The organism is Clostridium bornimense (assembly GCF_018917145.1).
GTDB lineage: Bacteria > Bacillota > Clostridia > Clostridiales > Clostridiaceae > Clostridium_AN > Clostridium_AN bornimense_A.
Genome location: NZ_JAHLOD010000004.1, coordinates 18,162 through 38,080, shown reverse-complemented (window position 1 = coordinate 38,080; position 19,919 = coordinate 18,162). Strand labels below are relative to the sequence as shown.

The 19,919-nt window shown below is 29.2% G+C and carries 15 protein-coding genes; 13 read left to right on the top strand and 2 right to left on the bottom strand.

Going from position 1 to position 19,919, the window contains the following annotated elements:
- The first annotated feature begins 20 nt into the window (after window positions 1-20).
- The 9 genes from KQI30_RS02300 to KQI30_RS02260 all read left to right on the top strand — a co-directional run bounded on the left by KQI30_RS02300 (window position 21) and on the right by KQI30_RS02260 (window position 8,441).
- Window positions 21-1,238, top strand: a complete 1,218-nt coding sequence (locus tag KQI30_RS02300; RefSeq protein ID WP_216461545.1) for a sugar ABC transporter substrate-binding protein — start codon at window positions 21-23, stop codon at window positions 1,236-1,238.
- A 68-nt stretch (window positions 1,239-1,306) separates the two neighbouring features.
- Window positions 1,307-2,224 (top strand): carbohydrate ABC transporter permease, encoded by a 918-nt coding sequence (locus KQI30_RS02295; protein WP_216461544.1) that lies wholly within the window; start codon window positions 1,307-1,309, stop codon window positions 2,222-2,224.
- A complete protein-coding gene (locus tag KQI30_RS02290; protein WP_216461543.1) occupies window positions 2,225-3,082 on the top strand; it encodes a sugar ABC transporter permease in 858 nt (285 codons plus the stop codon). It abuts the gene before it with no gap.
- A 94-nt stretch (window positions 3,083-3,176) separates the two neighbouring features.
- The gene (locus KQI30_RS17480; RefSeq protein WP_367397822.1) at window positions 3,177-3,260 is read left to right on the top strand and encodes a LacI family DNA-binding transcriptional regulator; all 84 of its coding nucleotides are present in this window, start codon (window positions 3,177-3,179) and stop codon (window positions 3,258-3,260) included.
- A 50-nt stretch (window positions 3,261-3,310) separates the two neighbouring features.
- Window positions 3,311-3,796, top strand: a complete 486-nt coding sequence (locus tag KQI30_RS02280) for a substrate-binding domain-containing protein (RefSeq protein ID WP_216461541.1) — start codon at window positions 3,311-3,313, stop codon at window positions 3,794-3,796.
- Between the two features lie 126 nt (window positions 3,797-3,922).
- Entirely contained in the window at window positions 3,923-5,401 is a 1,479-nt protein-coding gene (malQ, locus tag KQI30_RS02275) for a 4-alpha-glucanotransferase (protein WP_216461540.1), read from the top strand.
- A 367-nt stretch (window positions 5,402-5,768) separates the two neighbouring features.
- The gene (locus KQI30_RS02270; RefSeq protein ID WP_216461539.1) at window positions 5,769-5,969 is read left to right on the top strand and encodes a transposase; all 201 of its coding nucleotides are present in this window, start codon (window positions 5,769-5,771) and stop codon (window positions 5,967-5,969) included.
- A 204-nt stretch (window positions 5,970-6,173) separates the two neighbouring features.
- On the top strand, window positions 6,174-6,530 hold the full coding sequence (locus tag KQI30_RS02265) for a hypothetical protein (protein ID WP_216461538.1): 357 nt from the start codon (window positions 6,174-6,176) through the stop codon (window positions 6,528-6,530).
- Window positions 6,531-7,166: 636 nt separating this feature from the next.
- Complete coding sequence (locus tag KQI30_RS02260; RefSeq protein ID WP_216461537.1) at window positions 7,167-8,441, top strand: hemolysin family protein; 1,275 nt, start codon at window positions 7,167-7,169, stop codon at window positions 8,439-8,441.
- Between the two features lie 91 nt (window positions 8,442-8,532).
- On the opposite strand, the gene KQI30_RS02255 is transcribed toward KQI30_RS02260, so the two are convergent.
- Window positions 8,533-8,988, bottom strand: coding sequence for a threonine/serine exporter family protein (locus tag KQI30_RS02255; protein ID WP_216461536.1), 456 nt, complete (start codon window positions 8,986-8,988; stop codon window positions 8,533-8,535).
- Window positions 8,985-9,752 (bottom strand): threonine/serine exporter family protein, encoded by a 768-nt coding sequence (locus KQI30_RS02250; RefSeq protein WP_216461535.1) that lies wholly within the window; start codon window positions 9,750-9,752, stop codon window positions 8,985-8,987. Before KQI30_RS02250 ends, KQI30_RS02255 begins: the two co-directional genes overlap by 4 nt.
- 354 nt (window positions 9,753-10,106) lie before the next feature.
- Between KQI30_RS02250 and glyA the strand changes: the two genes are divergently transcribed.
- The 4 genes from glyA to KQI30_RS02230 all read left to right on the top strand — a co-directional run bounded on the left by glyA (window position 10,107) and on the right by KQI30_RS02230 (window position 19,408).
- On the top strand, window positions 10,107-11,336 hold the full coding sequence (gene glyA / locus KQI30_RS02245; protein WP_216461534.1) for a serine hydroxymethyltransferase: 1,230 nt from the start codon (window positions 10,107-10,109) through the stop codon (window positions 11,334-11,336).
- A 70-nt stretch (window positions 11,337-11,406) separates the two neighbouring features.
- Window positions 11,407-14,790: a helicase-exonuclease AddAB subunit AddB gene (addB, locus tag KQI30_RS02240; RefSeq protein WP_216461533.1), complete on the top strand. Its 3,384-nt coding sequence runs from the start codon at window positions 11,407-11,409 to the stop codon at window positions 14,788-14,790.
- A 6-nt stretch (window positions 14,791-14,796) separates the two neighbouring features.
- Window positions 14,797-18,447 carry a helicase-exonuclease AddAB subunit AddA gene (addA, locus tag KQI30_RS02235; RefSeq protein WP_216461532.1) on the top strand — a complete coding sequence of 1,217 codons (3,651 nt, stop codon included), beginning with the start codon at window positions 14,797-14,799 and terminating at the stop codon, window positions 18,445-18,447.
- 10 nt (window positions 18,448-18,457) lie between these two features.
- The gene (locus tag KQI30_RS02230; protein WP_216461531.1) at window positions 18,458-19,408 is read left to right on the top strand and encodes a 3'-5' exoribonuclease YhaM family protein; all 951 of its coding nucleotides are present in this window, start codon (window positions 18,458-18,460) and stop codon (window positions 19,406-19,408) included.
- The last annotated feature ends 511 nt before the right edge of the window (window positions 19,409-19,919 follow it).

Sequence of the window (19,919 nt, the reverse complement as noted above, 5' to 3'; positions counted from 1 at the left end):
AAAAATTAGGAGGAATTATTATGGGAAAACGTACTAAATTATTAGCAACAGTAGTTGCAGGAGTTTTATTATCAACACTAGCATTCACTGGATGTAATGGAAATAACAGTAAAAAAGATTCTAAGAGCTTACTTATATATGTAAACTCAAATCAAGATGAAACTGATGCATTCAAGAAAATAGCTGATAAATGGGGAAAAGACAATGGTTATGAAGTAACTGTTAAACTTAATGACAATAAGGATGATTTTTCAAAATTAAAACCTATCTTAAAGAGTAAGAACTGTCCAGATATAATTCTTGGAATACCTCACGATAACTTAGGTAACTATGTACAAGCTGGATTAGTTTCAGAACTTTCTTCAAGTGATGTAGATACAAGTGATATCAGAGCTGATCAACTTATGGATGCAGTTAAGATTGATGGAAAACAATATGCAGTGCCACTAGGACAAGAAACTGTAGCATTATTCTACAATAAAGATAAAGTAAAAGAAGCTCCAACTACTATGGAAGATGTAGTTAAACTAGCTAAAGAAGGTGTTGGATTCAATTATAACTTAACTCAAGTTTATGCTAATGCAGGATTCATCCAAGCTGGTGATGGATATTTCTTTGATAAAGATGATAATGGTAACTACGATCCTACAAAATTAGGATTTGATACAGAAGCTGCTAAGAATGCTTATAAATTCATTAAACAATTAAGTGATGATAAAGTAATTAATATGGAATCTACAGATGATGTAGCTTTATCAGATTTCACAAGTGAGAAGACTGGCTTCTTCATCAGTGGTCCATGGAATGTTGGTGCAGTTAAAGAAAAATTAGGTGATAAAGTTGGAGTAGTAGCTTTACCATCATTAAACGGAAAAACAGCACATCCATTCTTAGGAGTTCAAATGGGATGTGTAGTTAAGAATTCATCTAAACAAGATGCAGCTAAGAAATTCTTAAACGATACTTATGCAGATTTATGTGAAGCTGAAGTAACTGCAGGTAACAGATTACCAGTAATAAATTCAGTAGAAGCTAATGGTGACTTATTCAATGCATTTACAGAAGCAACTAAGGATGCAGTATTAACTCCAAATATTCCTGAAGTTGCAGCAATCTGGAATTCATGTGGAAATAACATAAAATTATATGTTAAAGGCGATGAAAGCTTAGATGATTGTGCTAAGAATACTATGAGCGAAACTGCAACAGAAGTATCACAAATTCAATCTAAAAAATAAGATAGAGAATTTTAGGGGAGGGTATCCTCTCCTAATTCTTTTTACTATACAGGAAGGTGTGTGATTTTATGGCAAAAAAGAAGGATAATCTCAAGGCAGCGTTATACTTATTCCCTGCTCTAATATCAATATTTGTTTTTGTAGTATTGCCATTGATATATACTGTTTATATTTCTTTTACAAACTATAGTGATGTAACTAATGGGTCTCCTGATTTTGTAGGACTTTATAATTACATAGATGTTTTAACAGGAGATTTCTCAAAAGTATTTATTCCTGTTTTTATATGGACTACTGTTTTTGCTATTGCAATTACAGCTGGTAGCTTTATAGTTGGATTAATTACTGCTATTATATTAAATAATCCAAATATAAAGGAAGCTCCAGTGTATAAGGCATTTTTAATACTTCCATGGGCATTGCCTGTATCAGTAGCAATATTATCATGGCAAGGGTTATTAAATGCATCTGGTGGTACAATAAATGTATTATTGCAAAATTTAGGAATCATTGACGAACCAATAAAATTCTTATCAACTGTTTCATTAGCTAGATTATCTGTAATATTCGTAAGTATATGGCTTGGATATCCATATATGATGAATGTATGTTTAGGATCTTTAGCAGCAATACCTACTTCATATTATGAAGCAGCAGAAATTGATGGAGCAAGTAAGTTTACTCAATTTATTAAAATAACTTTACCATCAATTGCACAAACTGCATATCCTTTATTAATTACTAGCTTTGCATTTAACTTTAATAACTTTGGTTCAGCATATTTAATCACAAAAGGAGATCCACCTAAATTAGGATCACAATTTGCAGGATATACTGATATTTTAGCATCTGTAAACTACAAATTAGCAACAGATAAAGGATTGTATGCTACAGGAGCTGCATTATCAATTTTAGTATTTATAGTTCTTGGAACTATTTCATATTTCCAAATGAAAGCTTCTGGACAATTTAAGGAGGTTGATTAGATGGCTGAATTAGATTTAAAATATAAGAAAAAAATAAGACCTGATGAGGTAAGAAGTGCTTGGTTTGGTCGTATATATTTATGGATTTTACTAGTGATAGTATTATTCCCTATTTTAGCTGTAATAGCAGCTTCACTTAGCCCAGGGCAAGCGTTTACAGCAGATATAATTCCTAAAAATCCAACACTTGATAATTATAAAGCAGTATTAAATGATACAGATTTCTTATTATGGGTTAAAAACTCATTAATTATATGTACATCTGTAGCAGTAATACAAGTTATAACATCAGTACTAGCAGCATTTGCTTTTGCTAGAATAAAATTTACTGGAAGAAAATCAGGATTAATGGCTTTATTAATTCTTCAAATGTTCCCTAATACAATGGCTTTACCAGCAATAATTGGTATAGTTTATAACTTAAACTTATCTGACCAATTATGGGTTCTTATATTAATCATAGGAGCAGGTAGTGCATATTATATTTGGCTTATAAAAGGAACTATTGATGGTATTCCAATGGAATTATCAGAATCAGCATATATTGATGGAGCAACTACTTTCCAAATGTTTAGAAAGATAATTTTACCATTACTTAGAAATATGATTATAGTAATATTCTTATTATCTTTCATTGCTGCATACAGTGAATTTATTTTCACTTCAGCATTATTAAAAGGCTTAGAAGTTAAAACAGTTACAACAGGATTACAACAATTTATAACAGGTAACTTCTCAGCTAACTGGACTGAGTATTCAGCTGCCGCTGTTATGTCATCACTTCCTGTAGTAATATTATTCTTATGTTCACAAAAATATATTGCTAAAGGATTAGTTGCAGGAGCTGTTAAAGGTTAATAGACAACTAAAAAATAACAACTATTTTAGGCTATCGTATCATATTTACGGTAGCCTAAAAATAAATTTTCATCATATAATCGGAGGCGATTTGATGAATATAAGAGATGTAGCAAATCTTGCTGGAGTCGGTGTTAGTACTGTATCTAGAGTAATAAACAACAAACCTGATGTATAGGAATAGAAAATGATAAAGCCAGCTATATATCTACAAGTTACTTAATTAGTATGGGGCATAGAAATATAGCTATAATTATCGGTAATGTAAACGATTATGGTATTAGTGGTCTTCGGATGAAGGGTTATATTGAGGCCTTAAGAGATAATAGTATCGTATATAATGAAGATTATGTTGCTATTGGTAACTATAGTAGCGAGGGAGCTTATAATGCTACTAAGAAACTCTTAAATAAACACAGAGAGATAACAGCAATTTTCGCTATATCAGATTTTATGGCAGTAGGTTGCGCTAAAGCTATTAGTGATATGGGGTTAGTAGTAGGAAAAGATATTTCTATTATTGGTTTTGATGGAATGGATGTTAGTAAATTCTATGTTCCATCAATAACAACTACAGTTCAACCAAAAGAAGAAATGGCTAAGGTAAGTATTAACTTATTGTTTAAATTGATAAATAATGAAGAAAGTCATAAACATATTTTATTGAATACTTATTTAGTAAAAAGACAATCCTGTAATGAAATAAAAAGATAAGTAATAAATTTTATGAAAGTTATATTATTTTCATAATTAAATGTTATAATAACATTGAAAAGTAAAACTTGAACTATGCTAAAGAAGTTTAACTTACAAATTTGGAAGCGTTAGAGAGGAGATAATATGAAAAGAAGCAGTGGAATTTTAATGCATATCTCGTCCCTACCAGGGAAATATGGAATAGGTACTTTTGGAAAGGAAGCTTATGAGTTTGTAGACTTTTTAAAGAAGTCAGGACAAAGTTATTGGCAAATACTTCCTCTAGGTCAAACTAGTTATGGAGATTCTCCATATCAATGTTTTTCAGCATTTGCAGGAAATCCATACTTTGTAGATTTTGATATCTTAGAAAGAGAAGGATTTTTAAGTAAAGAAGAATATGAAAACGAAGACTTTGGTGGGAACGAAGAAAGCATTGAATATGGTACATTATTTGTATCTAGAATGAAAGTTTTAAGAAGAGCTTATGAGAACTCTAAAGGAAAATTAGTTTCTGAAATCGAAAATTTTAAAAAGGAACAAGAACTTTGGCTTGAAGATTATTCTTTATATATGGCAATAAAAAATGATCACAATCTTGAATCATGGCAAAATTGGGAAGAATCTATCAAGTTAAGAGAAGAAAGTGCTCTTAATGAATATAAAGTAAAGTTAAAAGATGAAATTGAATTTTGGACATTTGTTCAATATATGTTCTTTAAGCAATGGACAGCACTTAAGAAATATGCTAATGATAATGGAATAAAAATAATAGGTGATATTCCTATATATGTTTCAGAAGATAGTGCAGATATATGGAGTAATCCAAAATATTTCAAGGTAGATGAAAAAATGATACCAACTAAGGTAGCAGGATGTCCTCCAGATGCATTTGCAGTTACAGGACAACTTTGGGGAAATCCAATATATGATTGGAATGAACTAGAGAAAGATGGATTCAGTTGGTGGATTGATAGAGTTAGAGAAAGTTTAAAAATATATGATGTAGTTAGAATAGATCACTTTAGAGGATTTGAATCTTATTGGGAAATTCCTTATGGTGATGAAACAGCTATAAATGGTAAATGGGTAAAAGGTCCTGGAATTAAGTTATTCGAAGCTATTGAAAAAGCGTTAGGAAAAGTTGATATCATAGCTGAAGACTTAGGATTCTTAACTGACGAAGTGAAGGATTTCTTAAAGGCAACCGGTTTCCCAGGAATGAAGATTCTTCAATTTGCTTTTGGTGATGATGATAGCAGTTATATACCATACAATTATCCAAGAAACTGTATAGCTTATACAGGAACACATGATAACAATACATTCAGAGGTTGGTTTGAAACAATGACTACTGAAGAAGAAAGAAAGAATTGTGTTAAATATCTTGGATTAAATGAAGAAGAAGGATATGGATGGGGATTCATTAGAGGAGTATGGGAAAGTGTTTCTAACCTTTCTATTGCTACAATGCAAGATTTCTTAGATTTAGGAAATGAAGCAAGAATGAATGAACCATCAACTCTAGGTAAGAACTGGAAGTGGAGAGCTACAAAAGATCAATTATCTGATGAATTAGCTGAAAAGATTTATGATCTAACAAAGACTTTCGGAAGAATATAATTATAAAATAATAGAGAGTATTGTGAAGTTACTGTGGTAATTTTGCAATACTCTTTTTTGTAGTGCATAGCATTCCTGTTTTGAGACTTTATAAAAATTGAAAAAAATAACCTCCCTAGGTAAAATAATAATTGAAAAACAAAAATACCAAGGAGGTTATTCATATGAATAATAACATAGTTTCATTAAATAAGTCAAAGGTTTTTATAGGAATTGACTTAGCAAAAAAATACATGTAACAAAAGCAATAGATATTTAAAGATACTAACACGACATAGAAATAATTTTTTAAAGCAACAAAGTCAAAATAAATGAAATAGATGAAGTAATAAAAAATAAGGTATCAGAAATATCGTATGCAGAAAACTTGCTAGAGATTAAGGGTGTTGGAGAAGGCACTGTTGCAGCATTATTGGGAGAGAGTGGAGATTTAAATAAATATGAAACTGGGAAACATTTAATTTCATTTATTGGATTTGATTTAAAACAATGTAGTTCAGGTGAACATAAGGGTAAGATGAGAATAAGTAAATGCGGAAGCCATAGGACTATAAGATTCTTAACTTAGGGAAAATTAATATTAATTGCGAAATGTGAATTGTCTGAATTGCTACTGTAAAGGTTTTAACATTTTATATTATTAGTAAATTTTTTTAGTTGTAGTGAGTATACTTATTATATAACTATTTGTTTAGTATATTTTCTAAATTTTCGGGGAATACATCTAAGAGATATTATTTTAAAAAACTATGGCTTTTTAGGTGGTGAGATTTTGGTACAGTATATTGTTAGAGATAAAGATCAATTAAAGGAAGCGTATGATTTAGGATCTGTAGAAATAATTATTAAAGGAAGTTTTGCAGAGAGAATTGCTAAAATTATATGGGGTAAAGATAGAATTTTTTATAGTGATAGAAGATTTTTGCCATTAACGATGAATGGTAATGGAATTTCTAGTGTATCAACTTATGAGACATCATTAAATTCTAACATTAGTTGTAATTATAAATTATGTATAAAATCTATTCTATATAAAGTTAGAGTATTATATAATATTTTGAAGGTATATAAGATTACCTATTATAATGTTGATACAATGAAGTTTATTATGAAGAAAGATAATAGTTAGCAAAGAAAGTTGATATTATAAAAATAAGCACATGATGTAGATTATATAGCAGGGTACAGATATATATCAGTGCATAGTGCAAAGTTATTGATGAAATTCCCTTTGGGGAATTTCTGAGATTTTAAGTGTAATAATTTTGTGTATAGAAAAAGATAGTTTCCTTAAGATATTTGTATTTAATATATAAATATTAAGGGGGGCTAATGAAGGCTGAGCCTTCATGTAGCTTGAACTAGGAATTCATGATTTATGAAAAACAACACTTAAGTATAACAGTTTTATATATGCACTAAATATATATATATCAATACAATTGTGAAATGCGAATTTCCTGAACTGATTGAATTGTGATTTGCCATCGGCAGGACTAAAATATTTTATCCAAAAGAGAAAATTAACCACCATTGTGAATTGACTGAATTGTGAATTAGCTGTACTTGTGCCATCTAACCTTTGCCCTGTCTTGTCCCATAATAAAAGTAACTATCGATAACAAATCTTAATTTGTTAAGAGACAGCTCCTGTTATAATAAGTTTCCTTTATTTGAATGGATTTTACAAAGGTGATATAATAGAAATAATATATAAAATTAGAAAATAATAAAGAATATAAAACATATAAGGAGTGGTTGGTTTTTGGACCAGAGTAGTATTTTTAAGATAGGGATTTTAATTGTTCTTATAGGGCTTTCGGGGCTTTTTTCAGCATCGGAAACAGCACTTATGTCTATTAATAAAATTAAGTTAAAGAAGCTAGAGGATTCAAGAAGAAGTAGAGCTTTAAGGGATCTTATGAGCAATACAAGTAAGTTGCTATCAACTATATTATTTGGAAATAATCTTGTTAACATATATGCATCATCTTTAACTACATCGTTAGCTATTGTACTTTGGGGAAATGAAAGTGTAGCATTAGTTACAATAGTGTTAACTATAATAATTTTAATTTTTGGTGAAATTATACCTAAAACTTTAGCAAAGAGAAATGCAGAAAAATTTTCTTTAAGTGTTGCATTAATAATAAAATGGCTTTCAATTATATTAACACCTATAGTGTTTTTATTAGAGAAAATATCAAATCTGTTTGTTAAAATAACAGGTGGTAGTGTTGATGAAGATGATTCTGTTACTGAGGAAGAGATAAAGGATATTATAGAAGTTGGAAGTGTAGAAGGTGCTTTAGAAGAAGACGAAAAACAAATGATTTATAATGTTTTTGAATTTGGTGATATGAAAGCAAAAGATGTTATGACACATCGTACTGATATTGTAGCAGTGGAGAAGAATTCTACATATGAAGAAATCATGGAAGCTTTTCTACAAGAACAATTTTCAAGAATTCCTGTATATGATGAAAGTAAAGATAATATAATAGGGGTACTACATGTTAAAGATTTTGTTTTTAAAAATGTGAATAAAGATAACTTTGATATAAATGATATTATGAAAGAACCTTATTTCACATATAAATATGCTTCTGTGTCAGATTTATTTAATGATATGAGAAAAGAGAGAGCTGCTATGGCTTTTGTTATGAACGAATATGGCGGTTTAGATGGTATCGTAACTATGGAAGACTTAATAGAAGAAATAGTTGGAGATATTGAAGATGAATTTGATGATGAGGAAGTAAAAGTTGAAAAAATCAATGATAATGAATATATAGTTGATGGAGATATGGAATTAGATGAATTACTTGATGAATATAATATAGATATATTAAGTAATATAGTAGATAATGAGTATTTTTCAGATACTATAGGGGGACTAGTTATGGAGATACTAGGAGGAATCCCTAAAGAAAAAGCAGTAATAGAAATAGGTAAATATAAGATAAAAGTAGAAAAGGCTACTAAGAATGGAATAAGTAGAATTAGAATAATGTTAAATAATAACGAAGTTGCTAAGTAGAATTATAAAAGAGGTCTGTTGAAATGACGATTAAATGTCGTGATTACAATAGACCTTTTTAAGTAAACAGTTATAGATGAAATTTTCATATTTATTTCCGTAAATGTAGTAATCGATATTCTTTTTTCTTGAATAGAAATCTTCCTATAGAAGATACAAAAACTATTCCAAGAGCTATAGAGCCAGCATTTATTAAAGTAGAAAATCCAAGAGAGATTGCTTTATCTAAGCTTCCTGTTATGGATTCAAACATTGTATTATACATTCCACTACCAGGTACAAGAGGAATGATTCCTGCAATTACATAAATAGTTACAGGGCTTTTTAATATTCTGGCGAGAATTTCTGATAATAATGAAACTATTAGAGAAGCACCAAAAAGACTTACATTGGTAGAATGACCGTTATCTAATAATGTTAAGTAAGTTAACCAACCAATCATACCAGATATACCAGCAAATATTAAATTTTTTCCTCGAATATTGAATAGTATGCCGAAAGAAAATGAACCTAAACCTGCATAAAAAGCATATAGTAAATTCATCATATGTTACCTCCTAGTGATATCCATAATTTAAATGCCATACCAGACCCTACAGCAATGGCAATAGCTATAAAGAAAGCTTCTAAGGCTCTACTAATGCCGGATACTAAGTCACCAGCTATAGTGTCACGGATGGCATTAGTTATAATAAGTCCTGGAACTAAAAGCATTATTGATGAGATTATAACAGTGTCCATAGAATATATTAGTTTTATTTTTGCAAGAATGATTCCTAATATAGCAGCAATAAAACCTCCAGTTAGGTTAATAAAGAAATCGTTGAATTTTATTTTTGATAAATATGAGGTCATTAAGTTTATTATTATACCAATAAAAAAAGCAAAGATGCTATCTTTGATACTAGCACCCAATAAAAGTGCAAAAGATGTAACAGCAAATCCAGATATAAGTACATTAGTTAATGGGCTATATCCTGGTGCCTTTTCTAACAAATCTAATTGCTTTTTTACTTCGTCGATAGTAAGGACTTTAGAAGAAAGTTTTCTAGATAAGTCATTTACTTTAGAAATCTTATCTAAATTAACTTTTCTACTATGTATTCTTTTTATAATAGATATCGAATTATTATTTTCATCAGTAGCTGATATGAATATACCAGTAGGCATTACAATGGCTTCAGGATTATTAATATTAAAAGCATTGCAAACTCTAATTATGGTATCTTCTACCCTATAAATTTCTCCGCCGTTTTCTAAGATTATTTTGCCAGCCTTAGCGGCAATTAACACTATTTCATTAACATCCATATTTATAAGTGTCCTTCCTAATTATAGTTTGATTTTATTAACAATATTATATCAAAAAAGTAAATAAAGAATAGTAAATAGGGATAGTACTTTTTATAATAGCACAGGTTAGAAGGCACAAGTAAGGTGAAAATTCTTTTTATAAGGTATTTCCTCTATCGCTGTGCCCTGTGCCATCATACTTGTGTCATTCTTTTCACTATTAAATTCTCAATTAATATTGTTAAATATACGGTATTGGACTATAATTACATATAAATAGTCGTATACCTTATAAGGTATAATATACGGTTAATCAATATATAGTTAAAAGTATATTGTAAATAATAAAAAATATTATAGGAGGGGCTAAAAATGAATTTTGATAATTTAAAAGAAATGGATCCTGTTATTTATGAAGTTGTAGAAAAGGAACATAATAGACAAGAAAGCAATATTGAACTTATAGCTTCAGAAAACTTTACTTCTAAAGCTGTTATGGAGGCTATGGGATCATTTTTAACTAATAAATATGCTGAGGGATATCCAGGAAAAAGATATTATGGCGGATGTCAAGAAGTTGATGTAGCTGAGAATATTGCTAGAGAAAGATTATTACAATTATTTGGTGGAGATCATGCTAATGTACAACCACATTCAGGTTCTCAAGCAAATATGGCAGTTTATTTTTCAGTATTAGAACCTGGTGATGTAGTTTTAGGAATGGATTTAAGTAATGGCGGACACTTAACTCATGGATCACCAGTAAACTTTTCAGGAAGACTTTTCGATTTTAAGTCTTATGGAGTAAATGATAACGGAGTTATAGATTATGAAAATGTAAGAGCTATAGCAAAAGAAGTAAAACCAAAGCTTATTGTAGCTGGTGCTTCTGCTTATAGTAGAATTATAGATTTTGCAAAGTTTAGAGAAATTGCAGATGAAGTTGGCGCTATGCTTATGGTAGATATGGCACATATAGCAGGACTTGTAGCAGCTGGTGTTCATCCAAATCCAGTACCTTATTGTGATTTTGTAACAACTACAACTCACAAGACTTTAAGAGGGCCAAGAGGTGGAGCTATAATTTGCAAAGAAAAATATGCAAAAGTATTAGATAAAAATATATTCCCAGGAATTCAAGGTGGGCCATTAATGCATATTATTGCAGGTAAGGCAGTATGCTTTGGAGAAGCATTAAAAGATGATTTTAAGGAATATGGAAAGAATGTAGTTAAAAATGCTAAGACTTTAGCTGACGAACTTATGAAATATGGATTTAATATAGTTTCAGGTGGAACAGATAACCATCTTCTATTAGTAGATTTAAGAAATAAAGGCATTACTGGTAAGGAAGCAGAGAAGCTACTTGATTCAGTAAGTATTACAACTAATAAAAATACGGTACCAAATGAAACAGAAAGCCCATTTGTTACTTCTGGTATAAGAATAGGAACTGCCGCTGTAACTACAAGAGGTTTTGGGGAAAATGAAATGAAGGAAATAGCAAGATTTATAAATGAAGCTATTGAAAATAGAGATAAGGATTTATCTTCATTAAAGGCAGAAGTTAATGCTCTTTGTGCAAAGTTCCCTATTTATTAATCACTTTATAGTGTAAAATATATGTGTGGTATCATCCACACATATATTTTTTATTTTTTGAGGTGGAAAGATGGCATTAAATATAATTTTAGGGGCATCTGGTAGCGGAAAAACTACTAGGTGTTTTGAAGAGATAGATAAAAAGATTAAAAGTGAATCTAATAGTAAAATTTTTATGTTAGTACCAGAACAATTTACTTTTGAAGGTGAAAAGAAACTTATAGAGGTATTAGGAGAAGAAGTTCTTCTTCGTGGAACAGTGACAAATTTTAAGAGATTAGCACATAAAGTATTTTCAAAAGTTGGTGGAGCTAAGGAAAAAACTCTTGATGATTGTGGGAAGGCAATGCTTATTTATTACATATTAAATAGTGATAGACTGAACTTTGCAACCTTCGGAACAGTAGCTCATCAAAAAGGTTTCGTTGCTTTGATAGGTGAAATGATAGGTGAGTTTAAAAGATATAATATTAGCTATGATGATTTAGAAGATGCTTATGAAAAAATGAGTTCAAAGCCTACGTTAAGAGATAAACTTTTTGACCTTAAGGAGATTTATAAAGCTTTTAGTAATGAAACCGAAGGAAAGTTTTTAGATAGAGATGATGAACTTAATGTTTTGATGAAAAAGTTAGAGGAATATGACTATATTAAAGATAGTTATATTTGGATTGATGAATTTTCATTTTTTACTCCTCAACAAATGAAAATAATAGAAAAATTACTTCATTTATCTAAGGATGTTTATATTACATTAAATTATGAAGAATTAGAAAATCAAAATACTTTTTATTTAACAGAGACTACTTTAAGTAGGCTTCAAAGAATGGCAGATAAAAATAACATTAGTGTTAATATTGAAAATTTAGATGGTAGAGGGTACAAGTTTCTATCGAAGGAACTTAAGCACCTAGAGAAGAATATTAATAATATCAGTGTTGCACAAAATGAAGAAGTAACAGAAGATATACAAATAAATGTTGCTTTTAATAGTTTTAAAGAAATAGAGATAATGGCTAGAGATATTGTAAAAGAAGTAAGAGAAAAAAATATAAGATATAAAGATATAGCTGTTATTTCTAGAGATATAGATTCATACACAGAGTATATAAAGGGGATTTTTAATCAATACGATATACCTTTCTTTATAGATAAAAAGGCAAGTACAGAGAATAATAACTTTATTGTTTTTATATCTTCAGCTCTTGAGATAATCAATAGGAATTGGAGTTATGAGACAGTTTTTAGGTATTTAAAAACTTATATTCTTGATATTGATATGGAAGATATAGATATTCTAGAGAATTATGTTTTATGTCATGGAATAAAGGGAAAGTCAAAGTGGGTTGACAAGGTATGGGATTATCCAGTTTATAGTGAGTACAATCCTTTTGATACTGATGAGGAGTTTTTAGATAAAATAAATGAGATAAAAGAAAAAGTAGTATCACCACTTAGAAATTTATTAGAAATATCTAAGTCGAAGGATACTGTTAAAAATATAGGAGAAAAATTATATTATTTCTTAGAAGAGGCTAATGTTAAAGAACATATTAAAGACCTTGTAGACAGTTATAGTGAAGAAGGAGAAATTGCTCTTAGTGAAGAGTATTCACAAATATGGAATAAGGTTATGGACATTTTAAATTCTTTTGTAGAGGTTTTAGGAGAAGAGGAAATGTCTCTTAGTGAGTTTGTTAAGATTTTTGCAGTGGGCGTGGATCATGCAGAGGTAGGCATTATTCCTACAGCTTTAGACCAGGTATTTGTTGGTGGTAGTGATAGATCTAAGAGTCAGGATGTAAAAAGAGTATATCTTATTGGGTGTAATGAAGGAGTATTTCCTATGGTTTCAACTAATGAAGGTATTCTTAATGATACAGAAAGAGAAGAGTTAAATAGTATTGGTATGGAGCTCGCTAGTGATACTTTATCTAAAACTTATGAGGAAGAGTTCTTAGTATATACAGCTCTTACAACAGCTAGAGAATCTTTAGTTATCAGTTATCCTGTTTCAGATATAAATGGAAAAGGGAAAAGACCTTCTAGGGTAATTTCAAAGATAAAGAGAATTTTTCCTAATATAAAAGAAAATAATTATGTTTTAAGTGATAGTTTTACAGATAAAATTGCATCACCAAAAGCAACTTTTAATGAAATGATATTACAAATTAATAATTGCGATGAAGAGGATTATCCTTACTTAAGAGATTTATATAAATGGTACGAAAATAGTGAAAACTATAATGATAAACTTGGTAAAATGGAAGAATATTTCTTATATAAAAATGAGCCTAAGGTGTTATCAAAGGAAGCAATAAACAGTATCTATGGTGGTGATATAAAAGCATCAGTAACACAATTTGAAAAATATGCAGCATGTCCATTTGCTTATTATGTTACTTATGGATTGAAAGCAAAAGAAAGAAGAACAAGTGAAGTATCTTATCCTTCTATAGGATCGCTACTACATGAAGGTATTGATAAGTTTTGTAGCGATGTTATAGAAAAAAATATTGAGTTTAGAAATATTACTGAAGAATATATTGAAGAAGCTGTAGATGATATAGTAGCAAAGCTTTTAGAAAAGAAGGAAAATTTCTTATTTTTAAATACAGCAAGAATGCGCTTTCTTGTGAGAAAACTAAAGAGAGTTCTTAGAAGAACATTAAAGATTATTGTTAAACAATTAGAAAATTCAAGTTTTGTACCAATGGGCTTTGAGATGAAGTTTGATAAAAATGGTGAACTTCCACCTATGATAATATCAAAAGATAAATCAACAGTTTATATTGTAGGTAAAGTTGATAGAGTAGATTATTATACTTGTGATGGGAATACTTATGTTAGAATAATTGATTACAAATTAGGTTCTATGGAAATAGATTTCTCAAAGATATACAATGGATTACAATTACAACTTTTAACATATTTACAGGCGGTAATGGAGTCATTGGATAAAAAAGGTGAGAAGTCAGTACCTTGTGGTGTGTTTTATTATAAAATGGATGATCCTATTATTGAAAACAAAGAGCATCTTACAAAAGATGAGATTGAAGAGAAGATAAATGAATCATTAAAGTTACAAGGACTTTTACTTAAGGATAAAGAAATAATTTTAGCAATGGATAATGAATTTGAAAAGAGAAAGAAATCTATAGTTGTTAATGCTTCTCTTACAGCAAAGGGTGAACTAGCTAAAAGTAATTCTAAAGGACAAATTACTGAGGCGGATTTTGATTTCTTAAGAGGATTTGTAAAGGATAAGTTAAAAGAATTATGTTCTAATGTTTTGTGTGGAGATATTTCTATTTCACCGTATAAATTAAAAGATGAAACACCATGCAAGTTCTGTTCTTATAAGAGTATATGTCATTTTGATGATACTCTAGAATTTAATAATTATAGAGTAATTGAAGAAAAGAAAAAAGTTGATGAAATGAAAGGGGAGTAGAGTATTGTGGAAAGAAAATGGACTAATGAACAACAGTTAGCTATTGATCATGATAAAAGTAATATTCTTGTTTCGGCTGCTGCTGGTTCTGGTAAAACTGCCGTGTTAGTTGAAAGAATAATAAAAAAGATTACTAGAAAAGAAAATGCCGTAGATATAGATTCATTACTTGTTATGACATTTACTAATGCAGCGGCTATGGAGATGAAAGAAAGAATATCTGTTGCAATCTCTAAGGAAATAGACAAGAATCCATTAGATACAAGACTTCAAAAGCAACTTATTAGACTTAATAAGGCTGATATAACTACAATGCATTCCTTTTGTAATAGACTTATAAAAAAATATTTTCACCTTTTAGATATAGATCCATCATTTAGAATTGGTGATGAAAATGAATGTAAACTTATAAGAAGAGAAGCCGTTTTAGAAGTTATTGAAGATAGATATGATGAAGAAAATATGAGAGATTCATTTTTACTTTTAGCAGAAGGTTATACAAAGAATAAAAGTGATGTGGAACTTGAAGAGATAGTATTATCTCTATATAGTGATGCTATGGCTATGTCTTTTCCAGAAAGAGATTTAAATAGGTTACTTGAAAAATTAGATATTACCGATAAGAGTTTTGAAGAAACCATATATTGCAAGATAGCTATGGAAGAAATACTAGATGGATTAAAAGAGTATAGGAAAGGATATAAGGAACTTTTAGATAATCTTTATGATTATGGTTACAATGATAAGGTATACGACATAATAAAAAGTGAAAGTGAATTTATAGAAGAGATTTTATCAGAAGAAAAGGGATTTTTTCAATTAAGAAATGAAGTATATAATTTTGAATTTTTAAGAATGCCAGCAGTAAAAGGCGTTGATGAAGAAGGAAAAGCTTTATTGATGGCAATAAGAGATGGATTAAAGAAGTATATAAAAAGCATAAGTGAAAAATATTTTTATTTTTCTACAGAAGAAGAAATAAAAAATGAGATGACATTTTTACATAATGTTTCAAAAGCTATTATAGAATTAGTTATAGATTTCAAAAAGGTTTATGAGGACAAGAAGAAAAAAAGAGGAATATTAGATTATAATGATTTAGAGCATTATGGATTAGATATATTAGTTGACTATAGTGATGAGGGAGAAATAATTCCTTCAAATGTAGCATTAGAACTTAGAGAAAAGTATAGTGAAGTATTAATAGATGAATATCAAGATACAAATGAAGTACAAGAAACTATAATAAAAATGATTGGTAGAGTAGATGTTCCTAATATTTTTATGGTTGGTGATGTAAAGCAAAGTATTTATAGATTTAGAAATACAAATCCACAGTTCTTTTTACAAAAATATTACGATTATAGTGAAAATACTAGTGAAAGAGATGTTAAAATACTATTATATAAAAATTTTAGATCTAGAAAAGAAGTTCTTACAGGTATTAATTTTCTTTTTAAGAGAATAATGAGTAAGGAACTTGGAGATGTGGATTATACTGATGTAGAAGCATTAAACCCAGGAGCAAGTTTTAATGGTGAAGGTGAGCCGATAGATTTAGTTCTTTTAGATTACAAAAATATAATAGCTGAAAGCGATGATGATGTTGATAAAAAAGAACTAGAAATAGAAGCTAAGTATATTTGTAATAGAATTGAAAATATAGTAAGTGGAAAAGAGCAATTATATATTGATGATGCCTCAGTTCCAGAGGGAAGACGTATACCAACTTATAAAGATATAGTAATATTACTTAGAGCTACTGCAGGACATGGTGATATATTAAAAGAAGCACTTATGGAAAGAGAAATACCAGTATTTCTAGATTCATCTAAGGGATGCTTTGATTCTTTTGAAATTAATATAATGATGTCATTGCTAGAGATAATAGATAATCCGTTAAATGATATACCACTTATGGGGGTTCTTAGATCTCCGATAGGTTCTTTTGATGAAGAAGAACTTATAAAAATACGAGGTGAAAAAGCAAAAGGTGGCTTTTATAATTGCTTGAAAAAATATAGCAAAGAAGAAAATTTCCTAGGAAATAAGGCTAAGATATTTTTAGAAAAATTGAAGATGTATAGAGAAAAAAGTATTAAGATGAATTTAGTTGATTTCTTATGGTACTTATATTTAGATACTAATTTCTATTCCTTTGTAGCAACTCTTAGTAACGGAAATGTTAGACAAGAAAATTTGATGTTGTTATTACAAAAAGGTAGAGAGTTTGAAAATACATCATATAAAGGTTTATTTAATTTTATAAATTTTATAAATAAGATAAAGATATCTAAAGGTGATTTTGGTTCTGCAATAACTATTGGAGAAAATGAAAATGTCGTTAGAATAATGAGTATACATAAAAGTAAAGGATTAGAATTTCCTATTGTATTTATGCCACATTTAAATAAAAAGTTTAATATGATGGATCTTAGAGAAAACATATTATTTCATCCAAAGTTGGGCTTTGGACCTAAATATATAAGTGGCGAAGAAAGAATTAGTCATGATACATTAGTTAGAAGTGTAATAAAAGATACAATAGAGACAGAAGTAAAAAGTGAAGAGATGAGAATTCTTTATGTTGCCCTTACAAGAGCAAAAGAAAAGTTGATTTTACTATCTGCTAATAAGGATATAGATAACCTTATAAAAAAGGGTAGGGAAGCATTGAAATGTAGCAATTTTAGATTACCTAGTTATATGGTTAAAAAATGCTCTAGTTATTTGCAATGGATAATTATATCTTTAATGGCACATAAAGATGGAAATGTTCTTAGAGAAAGAATAGAAGGAGACTTGAATTTTGCATCACCAATAGAGGACGATAGTAAGTGGAATATACAACTAATTGATTCCTATAGCGACGATGATACTGAGGAAGAAGATGATGATTCTATTACAGTAGTAGAGAAACTTAAAGAAGATGAAATAGGAGATAAGTATGAGGCTATAGATAATATACTTAATTTTAGATATAAATACAAAGATGTAACCAATATATCTCCATATATAACTGTTTCAGAGATAAAGAGGAAGTATATTGAAGGTAATATTAAGATAGATAGTAATGGCACTTTAGCAAAAGGAAACTATATAGAAGAAATAGTATCTCCTAAATTTTTAAGAGATGAAAAATCCTTAACTAGGTCACAAATAGGTACTGCACACCATACTGTTATGGAGCATTTACCTCTAAAAATGGATTCGTCAGAAGAATCAGTGAAAGATTTAGTGGATGTATTAGTAAATAAAAATATTCTATCTGAGGAAGAAGGAAAAGTTATAAATTGCAGAAAAATATCAGATTTTTTAAGAAGTGATTTATGTAAAGATATGATAGAAAATGAAGAAACTTTGCTAAGAGAATTTCCTATACAACTTAGAATGTCTCCAAGTGAGGTTTATGATGTAAAAGATGATGATGATAAATTAGTTCTTAACGGTATTGTAGATGCTTTTTATGAAAAAGATAATGAATTGATTATAGTTGATTATAAAAGTGATTATTATGTTGATAAAAAGGAAATGGTAGAAAAGTACAAAGTTCAATTAAGGCTTTATAAAAAAGCTTTAGAAAAAATCACAGGTAAAAAAGTAAGAGAGTGCATATTATATTTATTTTTTAGAAGTGAGTATGTAAAGATATATTAGGAGGATTATGATGGGTGTTAGTCAATTAAAAACTGGTGATAAGGTAGATGATTATTTTTTAATAAAAATTTGCAATGTCAAGGTTTCTGCAACCAATAATAATAAATATTTAGATATAGTAGTAATGGATGAAGATGGAGAAATTGACGGTAAGTTCTGGAGATATAAAGATGGTGATGAAGAAAAATTTAAATCTGGAACTTTAGTTAAAATAAAAGGAGCAATTGTAAGTTGGATGAATGCTAATCAACTTAGAATTGATAAACTTTCAGAAGTAACTGATGAAGATAATATATCTATAGAGAAGTTTATTCCTTCAGCACCGTTTAAAGGTGAAGAGATGTTAAAGGAATTAAAAGAATATGTAGATAAAATTAAAAATGAAGATATAGCAACTATTGTTGAATTAATAGTAGAAAAGAAAGAGGAAAAACTACTCACAGCACCAGCAGCGATGAAAAATCATCATTCTATAAGAAGTGGTCTATTGTATCATACTGTAACAATGCTTAAAGCTGGGGATGCTTTAAGTAAAATATATACTTTTATTAATACAGACTTATTGTTTGCAGGAATAATTCTACATGATATTTGTAAAATTGATGAGATGCATAATAATGAAGTAGGTTTAGTAGATGAATATACAATAGAGGGCCAACTCCTAGGACATATAATTCAAGGAATTAAAGAAATAGAAGTTATAGGGGATAAAGTTGGGGCTGATAAAGAAGTAATGATGATGCTTGAGCATATGATTTTATCTCATCACTATAATCCGGAATATGGTAGTCCTAAAAAACCTATGTTTCCAGAAGCACAAATGCTTCACATTCTAGATTTATTAGATGCATCATTATTTGATATGAAGAAAGCAATTGATGGTATTGAAGTAGGGACAATTTCAGAGGGTATATGGTCTCTTGATAAGAGAAGAGTTTATAAAAGCAATATTAATTGTTAAACATGTTAGGGCACATGTATATATCAGTGCACAGTTGTCAGTGCACAGTGCACAGTTATGGATGAAATTCCCTTTGGGGAATTTCTGAAATTTTAAGTGCCATAATTTTGTGTATAGAGTAAATTAGTTTTTTAAGGTACTTATATTTGATATAGAGCTATTACAGGGGGCTAATGAAGGTTGCACCTTCATATAGCTTGTAGTAGAAACTCATGATTTATGAAAAACAGCACTTAGTACAATAGTTTTATATATGCACTAAACATATCTATAAATGCAATTGTAAATTTAGCCGCCCTAAGGACTATAATATTTTCCCTTTGGGGAAAATTAACCGATATTGTGCATTGTGAATTGTCTGAACTGATTGAATTGCAAATAATGATTTATATCGATTACACTTTGTTAAATCTTTGTTAATGTTCAGATAATTCTGTTTAATAAATGATAAAAAGGAAAATAATGCAAGTAACAAGGGGAAATCACTTGTTTTTTATGGAAAATACACAGC

Bases quoted from the DNA above. Each gene is read 5' to 3' on its own strand.
- KQI30_RS02290 (WP_216461543.1), top strand. From the start codon at position 2,225: ATGGCTGAATTAGATTTAAAATATAAGAAAAAAATAAGACCTGATGAG.
- KQI30_RS17480 (WP_367397822.1), top strand. From the start codon at position 3,177: ATGAATATAAGAGATGTAGCAAATCTTGCTGGAGTCGGTGTTAGTACT.
- KQI30_RS02230 (WP_216461531.1), top strand. From the start codon at position 18,458: ATGGGTGTTAGTCAATTAAAAACTGGTGATAAGGTAGATGATTATTTT.
- malQ (WP_216461540.1), top strand. From the start codon at position 3,923: ATGAAAAGAAGCAGTGGAATTTTAATGCATATCTCGTCCCTACCAGGG.
- KQI30_RS02255 (WP_216461536.1), bottom strand. From the start codon at position 8,988: ATGATGAATTTACTATATGCTTTTTATGCAGGTTTAGGTTCATTTTCT.
- KQI30_RS02280 (WP_216461541.1), top strand. From the start codon at position 3,311: ATGGGGCATAGAAATATAGCTATAATTATCGGTAATGTAAACGATTAT.
- KQI30_RS02295 (WP_216461544.1), top strand. From the start codon at position 1,307: ATGGCAAAAAAGAAGGATAATCTCAAGGCAGCGTTATACTTATTCCCT.
- glyA (WP_216461534.1), top strand. From the start codon at position 10,107: ATGAATTTTGATAATTTAAAAGAAATGGATCCTGTTATTTATGAAGTT.
- KQI30_RS02300 (WP_216461545.1), top strand. From the start codon at position 21: ATGGGAAAACGTACTAAATTATTAGCAACAGTAGTTGCAGGAGTTTTA.
- addB (WP_216461533.1), top strand. From the start codon at position 11,407: ATGGCATTAAATATAATTTTAGGGGCATCTGGTAGCGGAAAAACTACT.
- KQI30_RS02250 (WP_216461535.1), bottom strand. From the start codon at position 9,752: ATGGATGTTAATGAAATAGTGTTAATTGCCGCTAAGGCTGGCAAAATA.